Source organism: Ochrobactrum sp. P6BSIII (assembly GCF_014138065.1).
Lineage (GTDB): Bacteria > Pseudomonadota > Alphaproteobacteria > Rhizobiales > Rhizobiaceae > Brucella.
In genome coordinates this window covers 113,629-130,856 of sequence record NZ_JACGXB010000010.1, presented here as the reverse complement: position 1 = coordinate 130,856, position 17,228 = coordinate 113,629, and the positions used below count along the sequence as shown (strand labels likewise).

The window sequence follows — 17,228 nt, the reverse complement described above, 5'->3', positions numbered from 1 at the left end:
ATGGAACAGGTTTCCGGACGGGAAGATACCGCGCTGTCACGCGCGCCGATGATCACCAAAGAGCGTATTGCTGTTGCGCTGCTCTTTCTGGCAAACGGTTATATTTTCGGCGGCTGGGCGCCGAAAATTCCGGAATTCGCCGCACGCCTTGGGCTGGATAGCGCAGGCATGGGACTGATGATCCTCGTCTTCGGCATCGGCTCGCTATCCATGATGCCGGTGGCCGGGGCTTTGTCGGCGCAGCGCGGTTCCGGTGCTGTGGTGCGCATTTTCGCGCTCGCCTTCATTCCGGCTCTGCTGATCATTGCTCTGGTGCCGAATGTCGTCACCGCCGTGATCGTGATGTTCTATTTTGGTGGTACCATGGCTGCGATGGATGTGGCGATGAATGCCAATGCGGTCGCCGTGGAGAAATCCATGCGCCGCGCCATCATGTCGTCCTGTCATGCCTTCTGGAGCCTTGGCGGGCTTATCGGCGCGGCAAGCGGCGGCTTTCTCATCGCGCAGTTCGGCTCGACTGTTCACGCGCTGGTGTCGACCGTTGTTGCGGCGGGGCTGATCGCTGTCGCGTGGCCATCGGTTATCGCCGACAAGTTCCATCACCCGAGCGGCGAGAAGCAGAAGCTGACCTTGCCACGCAATCCGCTGCCCTGGCTGGTTGGTGTGATGGCGCTTTTCTCTATGGTGCCGGAAGGGGCAATCATTGACTGGAGCGCCTATCATATGCGCCAGGATCTGGGCGCGTCGGTGACGCTGGCGGGCTTCGGCTTTGCGGCCTTCTCCTTCTCCATGGCGGTAATGCGCTTTGCGGGCGATCTGGTGCGCGACCGTTTCGGCGCAGTGCGGACGTTGCGTGTCTGCACGGTGATTGCCATTATCGGCATGTTGATCGTCGGCTTTTCCACCGATCCTTATGTGTCGCTGGTCGGCTTCGCCATTTGCGGCATCGGCATTTCCAACATGGTGCCGATCGCCTTTTCGATGGCTGGTAACATGCCGGGCGTAAACCCAAGCGTCGGCCTGTCGATTGCAACGACGCTTGGCTATTCCGGCATGCTGGTGGCCCCGTCGCTGATCGGCTTTGTCGCCAGCCATAGCGGCTTCGGCGTGGTGTTTATCGCGCTGCCAGCACTGCTTCTGGTCGTGCTGGCCTTTTCCAGTCTCGCTCGCTACGCCGACCAGAAGCACTAGAGCATTTCCAGCAAAAGTGCGTAGCGCCTACGCGGGGAAATCAGTTCACTGGACTGATTTCTAATCCCGCTTCGATGCGTAGGATAATGCGTGAAAACAAATGAATAGACCTGTTTATTCCGCGGTCCAGCCACCTTCGACAGGCAGGGCCGCGCCATTGATCTGCGCGGCCGCATCCGTGGCGAGGAAGGCTGCAAGCGCCCCGATCTGTGCGGTGGTGACGAATTCCTTCGTCGGCTGTTTATCGAGCATCACTTCGCGGATCACCGTTTCACGATCCATGTTGTGGGCCTTCATCTGGTCTGGAATCTGCGCTTCCACAAGCGGTGTCAGCACATAGCCGGGGCAGATGGAATTGGCAGTGATCTTGGCTGTCGCCAGTTCCAGCGCCAGTGTCTTGGTAAAGCCCACAATGCCGTGCTTGGCAGCGACATAGGCCGACTTGAACGGTGAGGCGACCAGTCCGTGGGCCGACGCGATATTGATGATACGTCCCCAGCCGCCCGCGCGCATATGCGGGATGGCGGCAGCGGATGTATGGAAGGCCGAGGTCAGGTTGATCGCGATAATGCGGTCCCATTGCTCGGTCGGAAACTCTTCCACTGGCGCAACATGCTGGATACCTGCATTGTTGACCAGAATATCGGCGCTGCCGAAAGCCTTGACGCTGTCGGTGACCAGCCTGCGGCAGTCGTCGCCCTTCGACATATCGGCTGCGATATAGACCACGCTGGCGCCATGTTCTTCGCCCAGCATGCGGGCAAGCGCATGATCTTCGTCACGGTCGGTGAAGGAGTTGATCACAACGTTGTGTCCCGCGGCCGCCAATGCATGGGCGATGCCAAGGCCGATTCCGGAATTGGAGCCAGTGACAATAGCGGTTTTGCGGGCAGTTGCGTCAGTCATGGGTGGGCGTCCTCGTTTATGATGACGCGCATAATGAGAGGGCGACAATGCGTCGGCAAGTGATTATATAGATCGAAATCCTTATAAGCGCAGACCCAGTTAAGAACAGAGCAAAATGTCTTCCGAGACCGTCAGCTATTTCTCGCATCCTTTCCCTCGCCGCCAATCGGTTGGTGTTAGCGTCGGTGGCGTCATCGTCGGCGGCAGTGCGCCAGTCGTCGTGCAGTCGATGACCAATACGGATACGGCGGATGTGGATGCCACCGTCGCGCAGGTCGCAGCCTTGCACCGCGCAGGGTCCGAGATCGTGCGCATTACGGTGGATCGCGATGAATCCGCCGCTGCCGTGCCGAAAATTCGCGAAAGGCTGGAGCGTCTGGGACATGACGTGCCGCTCGTCGGTGACTTTCATTATATCGGCCACAAGCTGCTCGCCGATCATCCGGGCTGCGCGGAAGCGCTTGCGAAATATCGCATCAATCCGGGCAATGTCGGTTTCAAGGACAAGAAGGACAAGCAGTTCGCCGATATCGTCGAAATGGCGATCCGCTACGACAAGCCTGTCCGCATCGGCGTGAACTGGGGTTCGCTCGATCAGGAACTTCTGACCACGCTGATGGACAGCAATCAGGATGCAGGCGCACCACTGAGCGCGCAGGAAGTCATGCGCGAGGCCATCGTGCAGTCGGCCCTGATTTCCGCCAATCTTGCGGAAGAGATTGGCCTTGCTCGCGACAAGATCATTCTGTCGGCCAAGGTTAGTCAGGTGCAGGATCTGATCGCCGTCTATACGATGCTGGCAACGCGTTCCAATCATGCGCTGCATCTGGGTCTCACCGAAGCTGGCATGGGCACCAAGGGCATTGTCGCCTCGTCGGCGGCCATGGGTATTCTGTTGCAGCAGGGCATTGGCGACACGATCCGCATTTCGCTGACCCCGGAACCGGGCGGCGACCGCACCCGCGAGGTGCAGGTGTCGCAGGAACTTTTGCAGACCATGGGCTTTCGCCAATTCATCCCGATTGTTGCGGCGTGCCCCGGTTGCGGACGCACGACGTCGACAGTGTTTCAGGAACTGGCGCAGACCATTCAGGACGACATCCGCCGCAACATGCCGGTCTGGCGTGAAAAATATCCGGGCGTGGAAGCGCTTTCCGTTGCGGTCATGGGCTGCATCGTCAACGGCCCGGGCGAATCGAAACATGCCGATATCGGTATTTCACTTCCCGGTACGGGCGAAACGCCGTCCGCACCGGTCTTTGTCGATGGCAAGAAGGTGACGACGCTGCGCGGTCCCGCCATTGCCGCAGATTTCCAGAAGATGGTTGCCGATTATATCGAGAACCGCTTTGGGCTTGGTCAGAAGGTAGCCGCCGGACAGAATTAAGCCGAGCAAGTTACCGCGCTCGTAGCAGCTTCTGGTGTTGTTTTCAGTGTCGCTGCCCAGAAGACGAGCGTGACGAGGCTGATGCCTGCGCCAAGCAGGCACACACCGTTCCAGCCCGCATGGGCATAGACCCAGGTTGAAACCGCTGAACCACTCGCGCTGCCTATGGAATAGAAAACCATATAGGCGGCGGTGAGCCGGTTCTGGGCGTCCGGGCGCACACGATAGATCATCGCCTGATTGGTCACATGGACCGCCTGAAGCCCGAAATCGATAATCAGCACACCGACGATTAGCCAGAGCAGGGATTGCCCGAGCAGAGCTATGGGTGCCCATGCCACCAGCATCAGCGCGAGCGCTATGCCGGTCATACGCTGTGCATGGCCGCGATCCGCAGCGCTCCCGGCCCGTGAGGCCGCCAGCGCACCGGCAGCGCCCGCAAGGCCAAACAGGCCGATCTCCGCATGGCTCAATTCAAAGGGTGGCGCACTCAGCGGCATCACCAGCGGGGCGAGCAGGGTGGTGATGTCGGCAAAGATCAGCATGGCGATGATGGCGCGAATGCGCAGCACAGGTTCTTCTTTGAACAGGGTTGCGAGTGACAGGATCAGCGCCGGATAGGAAACGTTTACGGCTTGTCGCTTTTGCCGCGGCAGGCTGCGCCAGAGCATGAGACCGATCAGCAAGGTGACGGCTGCCGAGCTCAAATAGACACTCCGCCAGCCGCCAATGTCGGTCAGCGCGCCTGCAACTGCGCGGGCGAGCAATATGCCAAGCACGATACCGCTCGTCACAATCCCCACGACATGGCCGCGTCGCATGGGCTCCGCAAGGCTTGCCGCATAGGCCACGAGCGCTTGTGTAACCACGGCAAGAAGGCCGGTCGCAGCCATCGCGAGAAAGAGCAGGGCGGGTTGTCCGGCAATACCGACGGCGGCCAGTGTCAGCGAAGACAGCAGGAAATGCGCGACGATCAGTTTGCGCCGATCGAAGAGGTCGCCAAGCGGCACCAGAAAGATGAGGCCAAGTCCGTAGCCAATCTGGCTCGCACCGACGATCAGTCCCGCAGTGGAGCGGTCCAGTCCGATATCGTCGGCCATCACATCCAGAAGCGGATGCGCAAAATAGACATTGGCAACGGCAAGACCGCTCGCAATGGCAAACAGAAGAAGGGTGGAGGTGGAGAGCGATGGGCGCGCATCACTGTTCGCGGCAGTTTGCGCTGCCGCGTCGGGAGATATCTGCATGATGAACTCCAGCAAATTTGGTTTTAATATGAAACCATTTTGCTTGTAGCGAAAGAAGTTTTATATTGCAACCAGATTGAATGAATGGAGTGAAGATGGTTCGCAAGAAGAGCCTGAAAGGCGACTATTGTCCCAGTGCGCGGGCGCTGGATGTAATCGGTGACTGGTGGTCGCTGCTGATCGTGCGGGAGGCCTTTGATGGCGTGACACGCTTCAGCGCTTTTCAGAAGAATCTGGGCATTGCGCGCAATATTCTGGCCGAGCGTCTGCGCAAGCTGACGGGCGAAGGTATTCTGGAAAGCGTGCCCGATCCCAATGGCGGTGCGCATCAGGAATATGTGCTGACTGCGAAAGGGCGCGATCTTCTGCCGGTCGTGGTCTCTCTGCGGCAATGGGGCGAGAAGCATCTCTTCGCGCCGGAGGAACCGCATTCACGGCTGGTCGACAGCGTGTCTGGTCAGAACATTGCCAAGCTCGACGTGCGCGCGCAGGATGGGCGCATACTTTCTGTCGATGATGTCGTTCTGATCAAGGTCCGAGAAGACGATCTTTGAGCATTAGCTCTGGCGTTCGGCGATGAATCGCGCAGCCTGCTTGAGAATATCGGCATCCTTGCCGAAAGGAGCAAGCAGGCTTTCCGCCTGAGCGACAAGGCCCGACAATTGCTTGCGCGTCCAGTCGATGCCATGCAGTGCCACAAGGGTTGCCTTGCCGGCAGCTGCATCCTTGCCAGTCGCCTTGCCCATTGCAGCGGCATCTGCCGTCACGTCCAGAAGGTCGTCGGCAAGCTGGAAAGCAAGACCGATGGCTGAACCGAACTCCGCCATGCGTTCGCGATCTTCGCGGGAGGCGTCGGCGATGATCGCCCCTGCCTCGCAGGCAAAGCGGATCAGCGCGCCGGTTTTCATCGCCTGAAGCGTTATGATGCCAGCTTCGTCCGGCTTCTTTGTCTCGGCCATCAGATCGAGGGCCTGCCCGCCCGCCATGCCGCCAAGGCCCGAGGCACGGGCGAGGGCGGAAACCAGTTGTACGCGCACGGACGAATCGAGATCGGTCTCGTCAGAGGCAACAATGTCGAAAGCGTAGGTAAGAAGGCTGTCGCCCGCGAGAATCGCAGCCGCTTCGTCAAAGGCCTTGTGCACCGTTGGCTGGCCGCGGCGCAGATCATCATCGTCCATGGCGGGAAGATCGTCGTGAACGAGCGAATAGCAATGGATGCATTCCAGTGCCGCCGCAACCCGTAGCACGGCGTCGCCGCTCTTGCCGAATAGTGCAGCACTTTCCACAACCAGGAACGGACGCAGCCGTTTGCCACCATTCAGCACACCGTGACGCATGGCGGCAATCAGCCGTTCCGGGCGGGCGATCTCACCGCTGCGCAGGCGCTCATCAAGAAGCCCGATCAGCATCGCTTCCACTTCGTGGGCGCGATGGTTCAGGGCATCGGTGAATTCGACAGTCACATGTTCCATGATGATCGGCATGGACGAAAGCGCTAATTTGGTCAACTGGGCATATCGATCAGCACAGGCTTTTTCATCAGACGGTCATCAAACGATATGTTTCCGGCTTGTTTCCAACACAGGATTATGGAATCGGGTTCTATATTATTAAAGAATGGTTTATGTCGCTGGGGGAGTACATCAGGCGGTGGACGTGGCCAAAATCATCTTAAAGAGCAAAAACGGGCGCAGTTATCTGGCCGATCCCGTGTGGGGACGCCGGATCATTCTGGCGTTCCGGGTTTTGCTGGTGCTGGCGGTGTTGCCGCTCTTTCTCCTCCTCGTTTATTCAATCCCCTTCGTGCGCCCGGTCTCAATGCTGATGGTGAAGGACTATGTCCTGTTTCAGAATGTCGACCGGCGCTGGGTGAGCATCGATGATATTTCGCCGAATGTAATCAATGCGGTGATGATGGCGGAGGACGGCCAGTTTTGCAGTCATGGCGGTGTGGACTGGCATCAGCTGAGCATTGTGCTGGATGATGCCGGCGAAGGCGGCCCAAGCCGGGGCGCTTCCACCATCACTATGCAGACGGTGAAGAATCTCTTCCTGTGGAATGGGCGTTCTTTCATCCGCAAGGGGCTGGAATTTCCGCTGGCGCTGGCCGCGGACGCGATCCTGTCCAAGCGCCGGATCATGGAGATCTATCTGAACATCGCCGAGTGGGGGCCAGGCATTTACGGCATCGAAGCCGCCGCCCAGCATTATTTCAAGCGACCGGCGGCAAAGCTCAATGCGCAGCAGGCAGCGCTTCTGGCTGTGACATTGCCCAATCCGGCGCTGCGCAATCCGGCCAAGCCGACCCGCAACATGCAGCGCATCGCGCGGATCGTTGCCGGTCGCGCGGTACGCTCCGGTCCCTATGTGGCCTGCGTACAATAAATGCGAGTCATGAAAAAAAGATCAGACTCCGACTGGTCAAAGCCCGCAAGAGCGTGTATAGGCACCTGACTTTCCGGAATTTTGTCCGCTGTGACAGGCTCCACCGGGGCCGTGCCGGACGTTTATTGACCGATCAGTGGAGCTGGATCCATGGCAGTACCTAAAAGAAAAACGTCTCCGTCGAAGCGCGGCATGCGCCGTTCGGCTGACGCTCTGAAGGCCCCGACCTATGTCGAGGACAAGAACTCGGGCGAACTTCGTCGTCCGCATCATATCGATCTGAAGAGCGGTATGTATCGCGGCCGTCAGGTCCTCGAAGCTAAGGAATAGGTCTGACGCTGCGGTTACCGCAGCCTAGCAGACACGTTTCAAAAACGCCGTTTCCGGGAAACCGGGAGCGGCGTTTTCTTTTATTATCTTTCGGAATTTTAGAGAAACGAAGAATAAATCGCCGGTCGCAAGTCGGTCTAAACTGACCGGACATTTTTTTGCCTCAATGTAGCCGTTGAAAAGTACTGTGTATTATAAATTTATTTAATGGTGGCTATCAATGAATGATATCATCAAGGCAATCATATTAAATTCCAGCGTTTCTTTTAGATCTGCATCTTCTTTTTTTAATGTTATAGATAATGCAGATTATAAAGATAATTTCTCGAAATATATGTCTGACACACCTAATCTTGACGGGCGGTTGGACGAAAATAGCGCAAGGGCTATAGTGCATTTCGCCCACAAGAACTTGCGATAAAAGATAAAAAATGAAGGCCGCTATTATTGGGCGGCCTTCTTCTTTTTCAGTTCAACCGGCGTCTGCGGTGAAACCGGCCTTTTCTATGCCAGCAATGGCGACAGCTTCATCATTGTCTGACGTATCTCCCGAAACGCCGACCGCGCCAACAATTTCTCCATCGCTATTCTTGATGATGACGCCGCCAGGTACTGGAACGATTTTGCCGCCGGAAACGCCGGAGAGGCCTTCCAGAAAATGCGGGCGATCCTTTGCCTGATTGTGCAGCCAGCGCGAGCCGGTCCCGACCGCCAGAGCGCCAAAGGCTTTACCGGATGCAATCTCGAAGCGGAGGATCGACGTGCCGTCCTGGCGCTGAAACGCCTTGAGATTGCCGCCTGCATCGAAAACCGAGACGGCAAGCGGCTTGAGCTTTAGATCGCTGGCTTTGGCAAAGGCTGTTGCGATGATGGAATTGGCCTGATCGAGCGTGAGTTGGACCATGGGAACCTCCTGTTTCAATGCTGCCATTTTAGCGTCTGGGGGATGATCCGCATCCGCTAAAGTACCTCTATTCCGGAGAAACAGCTTTTCGCTTTACCGAAGGTTTATGATGTAATCCTTGCCAAGCCGGGCTTTTTGGTTTTTCTCTGTCGCAACAGTTTGTCACGGAGGAATAGCATGACTGCCGCAACCGATCCGAAAGCCATCGTCATCGCCAGCGCCGCTCGCACGGCAGTGGGGTCGTTCAACGGTGCTTTCGCCACTGTGCCTGCCCATGAACTGGGCGCGACCGTGATCAAGGCGGCGCTGGAACGGGCAGGCGTTGCGGCTGACGACGTGGATGAGGTTATTCTCGGACAGGTGCTGACGGCAGGCGAGGGGCAAAACCCAGCCCGTCAGGCCGCAATGGCCGCCGGTTGCCCGAAAGAAGCAACGGGTTTTGCGATCAACCAGCTTTGCGGCTCCGGCCTGCGCGCTGTTGCGCTCGGCATGCAGCAGATCCAGTCCGGCGATGCGAAGGTTATCGTGGCTGGCGGTCAGGAATCCATGTCCATGGCGCCGCATTGTGCGCATTTGCGCGGCGGCGTGAAAATGGGCGACTTCAAGATGATCGACACCATGCTCAAGGACGGCCTGACCGATGCGTTCCACGGCTATCACATGGGGATCACCGCAGAAAACATTGCACGCCAGTGGCAATTGACCCGTGCCGATCAGGATGAATTCGCGCTCGGCTCCCAGCAGAAGGCGGAAGCCGCGCAGAAGGCCGGAAAGTTCGAGGATGAAATCGTCCCGTTCACTGTCAAGACGCGCAAGGGCGACGTTGTCGTTTCGTCCGACGAATATATTCGTCCGGGCACGACCATCGAAGCGCTGACCAAGCTGAAGCCCGCCTTCGACAAGGAAGGCACGGTGACGGCGGGCAATGCCTCCGGTCTGAATGACGGCGCTGCGGCAGTCGTACTAATGGAGGCCGAGGAAGCCAGCAAGCGCGGCGTGAAGCCGCTTGCGCGTATTGTTTCCTGGGCAACGGCTGGTGTCGATCCGTCGATCATGGGTACTGGTCCGATCCCGGCAACGCGCAAGGCGCTGGAAAAGGCGGGCTGGACGATTGACGATCTGGAACTGGTGGAAGCCAATGAAGCTTTCGCCGCACAATCCTGCGCCGTTGTTCGCGATCTTGGCCTGAATCCGGAGATCGTCAACGTCAATGGTGGCGCAATTGCCATCGGCCATCCGATTGGCGCGTCAGGCGCGCGCGTGTTGACCACGCTGCTTTATGAAATGAAGCGCCGTGATGCCAAGCGCGGTCTCGCGACACTTTGCATCGGCGGCGGCATGGGTGTTGCCATGTGTGTCGAGCGCGACTGATCTGCTTCCGATCAGGCTTTATCTTTCGGGCAGGCTGTGGGTTTCCGCAGCCTGCCTTTTTATGTCCGCAATGACAGGCTTGATGGCGAATGCAGACGGGGAGGGTTCCGCTTGAGCGTTCAAAGGTTAACGCCAAACGGCTTCTCTGTCCGGTTTTCGGGTGTATCGTTGCGGTAATCGATGTTCCAATATGGTGCGCTTTGGTGAAAGCCTACCAGATATGGTGAGAACAAAGAGAGAAAATTGATCAATCACCGATTCGTCGCCGATTCGTTCCGGCTTTGGCCTGAAGGTTAATGAAAATGGCTTTCGCGACTTGATTTTCGATAACCAACTATTAGGAATTGTTAAGTTTTCTTTAAACTGCTCAAAGTGCTGTCATAAGCTGTTGACGCGCTTCTGGCAAAAGTTAACGCCAATCGCGTTCTGTTCTGTTTATGTTGGGACGTCGCATCTATGAGATTCAGCATATGGTGGCTATCGACAATCCGGTTACCATATGTTGCCGTGAACAAAAGGCGAAGGAATCAGAGTCAGCGATTCGTAGCCGATTCGTTCCAGAGTCGTTCTATTCGTTAAATCGGGTCGTTCGCTGAGATCGGCCATTTGTAAAAAATGTCGGGCTGCCTATTTTAAAATCGCGGGTGGTTCAAACTTAACAGGAGCGCTTTCGGCCAAGGTCGTATAGTGCTATCGCAAGACACGACAATCGGCCTCCCAATTGCATGTTGGGGTGCCTGCACCGGGAATTCTATTATTGGCATGAACCAACGCCCTGCCCATGATTTGCCGCTGACCCTGAGCGGCCGCGACGTGACTGCGGTGCTGGGGCCAACCAATACCGGCAAAACCCATCTCGCAATCGAGCGTATGCTGTCGCACGGGAGCGGCATGATCGGCCTGCCGCTGCGCCTTCTGGCGCGCGAGGTCTACAATCGTGTCGTCGAACGGGTCGGCGTGGCTAATGTCGCGCTGGTCACCGGCGAGGAAAAGATCGTCCCGCCCACTGCGCGTTATTCCGTTTGCACTGTGGAAGCCATGCCGCGCCGCACCGATGTGGCATTCGTCGCCATCGACGAAGTGCAACTCGCTGGCGATCTTGAACGCGGACATATTTTCACAGACCGTATTTTACATCTGCGCGGACGACAGGAAACACTTCTGCTCGGTGCCGCGACCATGCGCACCATTCTGGAAAAACTCCTGCGCGGCATTAATGTGGTAACACGCCCGCGCCTGTCGCATCTGGCCTATGCCGGTTCCAAGAAGATCACGCGCCTGCCGAACCGGTCTGCCATCGTCGCATTTTCTGCCGATGAGGTTTACGCGATTGCCGAGTTGATCCGTCGCCAACGCGGCGGGGCTGCTGTGGTGATGGGCGCTTTGTCGCCGCGCACGCGCAACGCGCAGGTCGAGCTTTATCAGTCGGGCGACGTAGATTTTCTTGTGGCGACAGATGCCATCGGCATGGGCCTCAATCTCGATGTCGATCATGTGGCCTTCGCGCAGAACCGTAAGTTCGATGGCTATCAGTTCCGTGATCTCACGCCTGCCGAAGTGGGGCAGATCGCCGGTCGCGCCGGTCGCCATCTGCGCGACGGCACATTTGGTGTGACGGGGCAGGTGCAGCCCTTCGACGACGAACTGGTCGAGCGGGTGGAAGCGCATAATTTCGATCCGGTGAAAGTGCTGCAATGGCGCACGGAGCGTTTCGACTTCTCGTCGATTGAGGCACTGCGCCGATCACTGGAAACCCCGGCCCCGGTCGAGGGGCTTGCCAAGGCTTTGCCGGCTGTTGACCAGCAGGCGCTTGAAAATCTGTCGAAAGACGGAGAGATTGTGCGCCTTGCGACAACGCCGGCGCGAATTGAACTTTTGTGGGATGCCTGTGCGCTTCCCGATTATCGTAAGATCGCACCGGCACAACATGCCGATATCATTGCGTCTATCTATCAGGATCTAGTGCGCCGAGGGAGCGTCGATGAAGATTATATGAGCGAACAGGTGCGCCGCGCCGACAGTACAGAGGGGGAAATCGACACTCTGTCGCACCGCGTGGCGCAAATTCGAACCTGGACTTTTGTGTCGCATAGGCCCGGTTGGCTTGCCGATCCGACACACTGGCAGGAAAAGACGCGCGAAATAGAGGACAGATTGTCCGACGCGCTGCATGAAAGGTTGACGAAACGCTTTGTAGACCGCAGGACAAGCGTGCTTATGAGGCGCCTGAGAGAGAATGCCATGCTTGAAGCAGAAATCAGCCCGGCCGGAGACGTGAGTGTCGAAGGCCACAATATTGGGCAACTGGAAGGATTCCGTTTCACCGCCGACGTCCAGGCCGAGGGGCCGGACGCGAAGGCAGTGAAGACGGCTGCGCAAAAGGCGCTGGCCGCCGAGTTCGATCGCCGTGCGGAGCGCTTTGCGGCTGCTCCCAACGGAGACTTCGCGCTTGGTTCGGACGGCGTCTTGCGCTGGGTCGGTGCGACCGTCGCAACTTTGGTTGCAGGTGACGACATTCTGAAGCCGCGCACGGTGATCCTTGCCGACGAACAGCTCACCGGTCCCGCACGGGACAAGGTCGCTGCGCGCATTGACCGTTTCGTGGCGCATCACATCGAAACCGTTTTGAAGCCCCTGACCGATCTGGCTGGTGCAGACGCGCTGACCGGCATGACGCGCGGTCTGGCTTTCCAGATCGTCGAGAACCTCGGTATTCTCCAGCGCCGTGAGGTGGTGGAGGAAGTACGCGGTCTCGATCAAGATTCGCGTGCGGCGCTCCGTCGTCTCGGCGTGCGTTTCGGTGCCTATCACGTCTTCATGCCCATGCTGCTGAAGCCGGCTCCTGCCGGTCTCATCACGCTGCTCTGGGCCTTGAAGAACGATGGCCGCGAGCGTGCCGGTTACGGCGATGTGGTCAATGTTCTGGCTGCTGGTCGTACGTCGGTTGTCGTCGATCCGGCTTTCGATCCGATGTTCTACCGTCTGGCAGGCTATCGCGTGCTTGGCCGTCGTGCAGTTCGTATCGACATTCTGGAACGTCTTGCCGATCTCATCCGTCCGGCTCTGGCCTGGCGTCCGGGTTCGGGTGTTCGTCCGGATGGCGCTTATGACGGCGGACGTTTCATCGTCACGCCTGCCATGATGTCGATCCTCGGTGCGACCACCGAAGACATGGAAGAAATCCTCAAGAGCCTGGGCTATCGCCATGAGGCGATGGAAGCAGCCGATGTTGCGGCCAAGCTTGCAGAACTGGATGCCTTTGCTGCCGAAGCTGCTGCCAAGGATGCAGGCGTCGCCGTTTCCGCTGTTGCAGCGGAAGCTGAAAAGCCTGCCGTGCCTGCTGCAGAACCAGTGCCAGCACCGGTTGTCGCTGTAGAAGTGAAGGCTGAAGAGCCAGCACCAGCTGCGGAAGCCCCCGTTGCCGAAGCCGCTGCACCTGCCGGTGACGCGGTTGTTGAAGAGCCGAAGCCGGTTCTCCTGTGGCGTCAGGGCCGTTTCGAAGGTCGTAACCGCAATCAGGAACAGAACAACCGTCAGCGTCATGGTGGCCAGAACAATCGTGGTCAGCAGGGCGAGGCGCGCAAGTCCGAAGGCGGCGACGAGCAGAATGCGCGTGGCGGCAAGCGTTTCGACAAGAACAAGCGTCACAATCATGACGGCGAAGGTCAGGGCAAGCGCGAAGGCTTTAAGGGCAAGCCCCGTGACGGCGGCGGTCGTGACCGCCAGCCAAAGCGCGAGCATGGTGCCCCTCATGGCGCATCGCAGGGCAACAAGCGCTTCGAGCAGGAACGCCCCGCACGGATCGATCCCGATTCGCCGTTCGCCAAGCTTCTGGCTCTCAAGGAGCAGATGAAGAAGTAAGATGACCGGTGAACCGAGCGGAAGACAGCGTATCGACAAGTGGCTGTTTTTCGCGCGCGTGGTCAAATCAAGATCGCTGGCGGCGAAACTCGCCGTCGGCGGCAAGGTCCGGGTCAACCGCGACAAGATTGATCAGGCTGCACATCAGGTGAAAGTCGGCGATGTGCTGACCGTTACACTTGATCGCCGCATCCTCGTTTACAAGGTGCTTCTGCCCGGCGAGCGGCGTGGCCCCGCACCCGAAGCCCAGCTTCTCTATCAAGATATGTCGCCAGCTCCGGTATCTTCGAGCGATCCGACAGTCACAGCTCTGCCGCAGCGTGAGAGCGGCGCTGGACGCCCCACCAAGAAAGAACGCCGCGATACGGACCGCTTGCGCGGGATTTGATCCGGACGTGTTGCCGCAGCCGCAGAAGTGACCGCGATGGAAATTGCTCTGTAAGGCGCTTTGACGAAAGTGTTTTCTACGCTTTCAGGTTGAGACGAAATGCGGTTTCCGCTATTTGCGCGATGCTTATAATGCGGCGATTGCACCCTTGTCAGAGCGCAATAAAATCGTTACCTCACGCTGTGTCACGAAGGACATGACGATAAAATGGGTCATCCGATCCACTATCGTTTCCATGGACCGTGACGTCGTGGCGAGATATTTCATGACACAGCCATTTCCATAGGCCTGTCGGATATCGGCGCAAAACACCAGGATGGATAAACCACCTCTCGGAAAGAGGGGCGGTAACAGGAGTTCGACGATGACCTATGTCGTGACCGATAATTGCATTCGCTGCAAATATACGGACTGCGTCGAGGTCTGTCCGGTCGATTGCTTCTATGAAGGCGAGAACATGCTCGTCATCAATCCTGACGAGTGCATCGACTGCGGCGTGTGCGAGCCGGAATGCCCTGCTGAAGCCATCAGCCCGGATACCGAGCCTGGCCTCGACAAGTGGCTGGAACTCAACACGGAATATGCGGCGAAGTGGCCGAATATCACCGTCAAGAAGGATGCCTTGCCGGAAGCCAAGGAAATGGACGGCGTCACGGGTAAGCTCGAAAACCATTTCTCCCCGGAGCCAGGCAGCGGCGACTGAGTTCCGACCTGCCTATCGTCTTGCCATCGCATGTAGATTAGCATCGCCTTTCACTTGCTTTTTCTACATTAAGGCGGCAAAAGACGAATAAAATCACGGGAAAGCACCGGCAAAACAGGTGTATTAAGTTGCCAGACGGGACATATCTGGCAATTTGTTGATTCTTTCGCGAAATTGTGTTAGCCTGCACCAATAATTTCGGTGACTGGACGTCAATTCGTGGCGCAAATGCGTTTTTCTCAGAAAGGCTGATGTTTTTTACCGGGCTAAAATTGGCACCGGGGTGGATGATTGCGATCAAACGCAAGGTCCTGAAAAGTTCTTGGCTTCTCAGGACGGTTTTATGCGCCGCAACATCATTCCGTTTCTGCCCCTTTTCTCGCCCGATAGAGAAAATCTGCCGTTAGAGGCGTTTCCGGTCATCGCATTTTGCAGTCGGATGGAAAACATCTGACGCCGCATAAATGCGCCTTAACAGCGGCTTGGAGCGCCGGTCTGCTTTTGTCAGATCGACATAGGCTCCAGTGCCGACAACAGCTTCCGTGCTTTGTAGAAGCGCGGTCGAAGATCATGTGTCAACCGGCGGGTCGCGCCGGGCACAACAGGGAGTATTGAAGCGTATGTCATCCCAGCAGAAAAAACCCGCAATCCGTGGTGGTTTCAAGACCGGTGAGTCGATTGTGTATCCGGCTCATGGCGTTGGTCAGATCGTAGCGATCGAAGAGCAGGAAGTGGCTGGTCACAAGCTTGAACTTTTCGTGATCGATTTCGAAAAAGACAAGATGCGTCTGAAGGTACCGGTCGCCAAGGCCGCAACCATCGGTATGCGCAAGCTGTCTGAAACGGATTATGTGGAGCGTGCTCTGAAGGTGGTGCAAGGTCGTGCCCGTGTAAAGCGTACCATGTGGTCGCGCCGCGCGCAGGAATATGATGCGAAGATCAATTCCGGCGACCTGATCTCTATTTCGGAAGTTGTGCGCGATCTCTATCGTGCAGAAAACCAGCCGGAACAGTCCTATTCCGAACGCCAGCTTTATGAAGCTGCTCTCGACCGCATGGCTCGCGAAATCGCAGCCGTCAACAAGCTGTCGGATACCGAGGCTGTCCGTCTCATCGAAGCCAATCTCGCCAAGGGACCGAAGCGCGGCAAAGCCGATGCTGAAGCCGACCTTGAAGATGATGAAGTTGAAGCTGCATAAGTTTCACTTTTCTCGATGTTTTAAAAAGCCCGGCGAAAGCCGGGTTTTTTATTTGTGCTGTTTAAAGCGCGTTTCACTCTGGGCGGATGCTGCTGCCGGCTACAGTGACTTGCTTCAAATTTGAATGATTTTCCAAATCAATCATTTACCCCAGTCCACTTTTGTCAGCGTTGTCAGAGATTTATACTTTTCGAAGGGAACCGGATCGCTTTTCGCGCGTTGTGCAAGACACCAGTTCGTAATGGGTTTGTTTTGCGGCGTTCGAACGTGTGCCTCAAGACTGTCCAAGAGGGCGTTCTGAACGACTTTTGTTAGTGTTCAATTGTTCTTCGCGTAACTGGCATATCCTTCAGCCTGGCGTCCAGAAGGGTGTCAGTTCAGAACAGGAGAACCAGATGAAGCCGTCATCAATAAGCAGTTCTTCCGCAGTTCCCGCACATCGCATGCCTCCGGCTGCGCGTAATCTCCCAACGCCAGCCTCGTCTTCCCAATCCATGATCCGCAGCGCAATGTCGGCTCCCTATCTGGAGCGCGAAGAGGAGCGGGACCTCGCCATTCGCTGGAAAGAGTTGAAAGACCAGGATGCCCTGCACCGCATCACCTCGGCGCATATGCGTCTGGTGATTTCCATGGCCGGGCGTTTTCGCAAGTTCAAGTTGCCGATGAATGATCTCATTCAGGAGGGCTATGTCGGCCTTCTGGAAGCAGCCGCCCGTTTCGACCCGGATCGTGAGGTCCGTTTCTCGACCTATGCATCCTGGTGGATCCGCGCATCCATGCAGGACTATATTCTGCGTAACTGGTCCATCGTTCGCGGTGGTACAAGCTCTGCCCAGAAAGCTTTGTTCTTCAATCTCCGTCGTCTGCGTTCCAAGCTGGCTCAGGCCGACGACACCATGAGCAAGGCGGAAATCTATCGCGAGATTTCAGATCAGCTGGGCGTTTCGGCCACCGATGTGGAGTTCATGGACAGTCGCCTGTCCGGCCCCGACAGCTCCTTGTCTGCGCCGGTCAACAATGATGAGTCCGGTGCGTCGCGGCGCATGGATTTTCTCGTCGATGATCATCCGCTTCAGGATGAAGTCGCCGAAAGCTCCATCGATATGGAACGCCGGAACCAGTGGCTGCATGTTGCGCTGCACTCGCTCAACGAGCGCGAATTGCACATCATCCGTGAACGCCGTCTGGACGATGATGGCGTGACACTGGAAGCGCTTGGCGAAAAGCTCGGTATTTCGAAGGAACGTGTACGACAGATCGAAAGTCGTGCGCTGGAAAAGCTCAAGATCGCGCTGCTCAGCCAGCACGAACTGGCAGCTTATCAGGCCTGACGGCCAGACATTCACAACACTTGGG

At 57.2% G+C, this 17,228-nt stretch carries 15 protein-coding genes; 11 read left to right on the top strand and 4 right to left on the bottom strand.

Annotation, left to right across the window (positions count from 1 at the left end):
• Window positions 1–1,191: an MFS transporter gene (locus FHW00_RS15445; protein WP_078339535.1), complete on the top strand. Its 1,191-nt coding sequence runs from the start codon at window positions 1–3 to the stop codon at window positions 1,189–1,191.
• Window positions 1,192–1,305: 114 nt separating this feature from the next.
• Here the strand turns inward: FHW00_RS15445 and FHW00_RS15440 are convergent, their stop codons facing one another.
• Complete coding sequence (locus FHW00_RS15440) at window positions 1,306–2,097, bottom strand: 3-hydroxybutyrate dehydrogenase (protein WP_078339534.1); 792 nt, start codon at window positions 2,095–2,097, stop codon at window positions 1,306–1,308.
• A 115-nt stretch (window positions 2,098–2,212) separates the two neighbouring features.
• Here FHW00_RS15440 and ispG point away from each other — a divergent pair, with 115 nt between their 5' ends.
• The gene (gene ispG, locus FHW00_RS15435) at window positions 2,213–3,484 is read left to right on the top strand and encodes a flavodoxin-dependent (E)-4-hydroxy-3-methylbut-2-enyl-diphosphate synthase (protein WP_078339533.1); all 1,272 of its coding nucleotides are present in this window, start codon (window positions 2,213–2,215) and stop codon (window positions 3,482–3,484) included.
• Here the strand turns inward: ispG and FHW00_RS15430 are convergent.
• A complete protein-coding gene (locus tag FHW00_RS15430) occupies window positions 3,481–4,731 on the bottom strand; it encodes an MFS transporter (protein WP_078339593.1) in 1,251 nt (416 codons plus the stop codon). The genes ispG and FHW00_RS15430 overlap by 4 nt on opposite strands.
• A gap of 95 nt (window positions 4,732–4,826) precedes the next feature.
• Here FHW00_RS15430 and FHW00_RS15425 point away from each other — a divergent pair, with 95 nt between their 5' ends.
• On the top strand, window positions 4,827–5,285 hold the full coding sequence (locus FHW00_RS15425; protein ID WP_078339532.1) for a winged helix-turn-helix transcriptional regulator: 459 nt from the start codon (window positions 4,827–4,829) through the stop codon (window positions 5,283–5,285).
• Window positions 5,286–5,288: 3 nt separating this feature from the next.
• Here the strand turns inward: FHW00_RS15425 and FHW00_RS15420 are convergent, their stop codons facing one another.
• Entirely contained in the window at window positions 5,289–6,203 is a 915-nt protein-coding gene (locus FHW00_RS15420; protein ID WP_078339592.1) for a polyprenyl synthetase family protein, read from the bottom strand.
• Between the two features lie 184 nt (window positions 6,204–6,387).
• On the opposite strand from FHW00_RS15420, the gene mtgA reads away from it, so the two are divergent.
• Both mtgA and rpmF read left to right on the top strand, forming a co-directional pair.
• Window positions 6,388–7,116, top strand: a complete 729-nt coding sequence (gene mtgA / locus FHW00_RS15415; protein WP_176168336.1) for a monofunctional biosynthetic peptidoglycan transglycosylase — start codon at window positions 6,388–6,390, stop codon at window positions 7,114–7,116.
• Window positions 7,117–7,266: 150 nt separating this feature from the next.
• On the top strand, window positions 7,267–7,446 hold the full coding sequence (gene rpmF / locus FHW00_RS15410) for a 50S ribosomal protein L32 (protein WP_006467787.1): 180 nt from the start codon (window positions 7,267–7,269) through the stop codon (window positions 7,444–7,446).
• A gap of 472 nt (window positions 7,447–7,918) precedes the next feature.
• On the opposite strand, the gene FHW00_RS15405 is transcribed toward rpmF, so the two are convergent.
• Window positions 7,919–8,350 (bottom strand): GlcG/HbpS family heme-binding protein, encoded by a 432-nt coding sequence (locus FHW00_RS15405; protein WP_078339530.1) that lies wholly within the window; start codon window positions 8,348–8,350, stop codon window positions 7,919–7,921.
• A gap of 177 nt (window positions 8,351–8,527) precedes the next feature.
• On the opposite strand from FHW00_RS15405, the gene FHW00_RS15400 reads away from it, so the two are divergent.
• The 6 genes from FHW00_RS15400 (at window position 8,528) to FHW00_RS15375 (ending at window position 17,203) form a co-directional block, all read left to right on the top strand.
• A complete protein-coding gene (locus FHW00_RS15400; protein ID WP_078339529.1) occupies window positions 8,528–9,721 on the top strand; it encodes an acetyl-CoA C-acetyltransferase in 1,194 nt (397 codons plus the stop codon).
• Window positions 9,722–10,483: 762 nt separating this feature from the next.
• Complete coding sequence (locus FHW00_RS15395) at window positions 10,484–13,582, top strand: helicase-related protein (RefSeq protein ID WP_078339528.1); 3,099 nt, start codon at window positions 10,484–10,486, stop codon at window positions 13,580–13,582.
• Between the two features lies 1 nt (window position 13,583).
• A complete protein-coding gene (locus FHW00_RS15390) occupies window positions 13,584–13,970 on the top strand; it encodes an RNA-binding S4 domain-containing protein (RefSeq protein WP_078339527.1) in 387 nt (128 codons plus the stop codon).
• A gap of 364 nt (window positions 13,971–14,334) precedes the next feature.
• The gene (gene fdxA, locus FHW00_RS15385) at window positions 14,335–14,673 is read left to right on the top strand and encodes a ferredoxin FdxA (RefSeq protein WP_078339526.1); all 339 of its coding nucleotides are present in this window, start codon (window positions 14,335–14,337) and stop codon (window positions 14,671–14,673) included.
• Window positions 14,674–15,293: 620 nt separating this feature from the next.
• A complete protein-coding gene (locus tag FHW00_RS15380) occupies window positions 15,294–15,872 on the top strand; it encodes a CarD family transcriptional regulator (RefSeq protein ID WP_078339525.1) in 579 nt (192 codons plus the stop codon).
• A 395-nt stretch (window positions 15,873–16,267) separates the two neighbouring features.
• Window positions 16,268–17,203, top strand: coding sequence for an RNA polymerase factor sigma-32 (locus FHW00_RS15375; protein ID WP_078339524.1), 936 nt, complete (start codon window positions 16,268–16,270; stop codon window positions 17,201–17,203).
• Window positions 17,204–17,228 lie beyond the last annotated feature (25 nt).

Coding starts and splice junctions, on each gene's coding strand:
- FHW00_RS15430 (WP_078339593.1), bottom strand. CDS start 4,731: ATGCAGATATCTCCCGACGCGGCAGCGCAAACTGCCGCGAACAGTGAT.
- rpmF (WP_006467787.1), top strand. CDS start 7,267: ATGGCAGTACCTAAAAGAAAAACGTCTCCGTCGAAGCGCGGCATGCGC.
- ispG (WP_078339533.1), top strand. CDS start 2,213: ATGTCTTCCGAGACCGTCAGCTATTTCTCGCATCCTTTCCCTCGCCGC.
- FHW00_RS15390 (WP_078339527.1), top strand. CDS start 13,584: ATGACCGGTGAACCGAGCGGAAGACAGCGTATCGACAAGTGGCTGTTT.
- FHW00_RS15425 (WP_078339532.1), top strand. CDS start 4,827: ATGGTTCGCAAGAAGAGCCTGAAAGGCGACTATTGTCCCAGTGCGCGG.
- FHW00_RS15375 (WP_078339524.1), top strand. CDS start 16,268: ATGAAGCCGTCATCAATAAGCAGTTCTTCCGCAGTTCCCGCACATCGC.
- FHW00_RS15395 (WP_078339528.1), top strand. CDS start 10,484: ATGAACCAACGCCCTGCCCATGATTTGCCGCTGACCCTGAGCGGCCGC.
- FHW00_RS15445 (WP_078339535.1), top strand. CDS start 1: ATGGAACAGGTTTCCGGACGGGAAGATACCGCGCTGTCACGCGCGCCG.
- FHW00_RS15380 (WP_078339525.1), top strand. CDS start 15,294: ATGTCATCCCAGCAGAAAAAACCCGCAATCCGTGGTGGTTTCAAGACC.
- FHW00_RS15440 (WP_078339534.1), bottom strand. CDS start 2,097: ATGACTGACGCAACTGCCCGCAAAACCGCTATTGTCACTGGCTCCAAT.
- FHW00_RS15405 (WP_078339530.1), bottom strand. CDS start 8,350: ATGGTCCAACTCACGCTCGATCAGGCCAATTCCATCATCGCAACAGCC.
- FHW00_RS15400 (WP_078339529.1), top strand. CDS start 8,528: ATGACTGCCGCAACCGATCCGAAAGCCATCGTCATCGCCAGCGCCGCT.
- FHW00_RS15420 (WP_078339592.1), bottom strand. CDS start 6,203: ATGGAACATGTGACTGTCGAATTCACCGATGCCCTGAACCATCGCGCC.
- fdxA (WP_078339526.1), top strand. CDS start 14,335: ATGACCTATGTCGTGACCGATAATTGCATTCGCTGCAAATATACGGAC.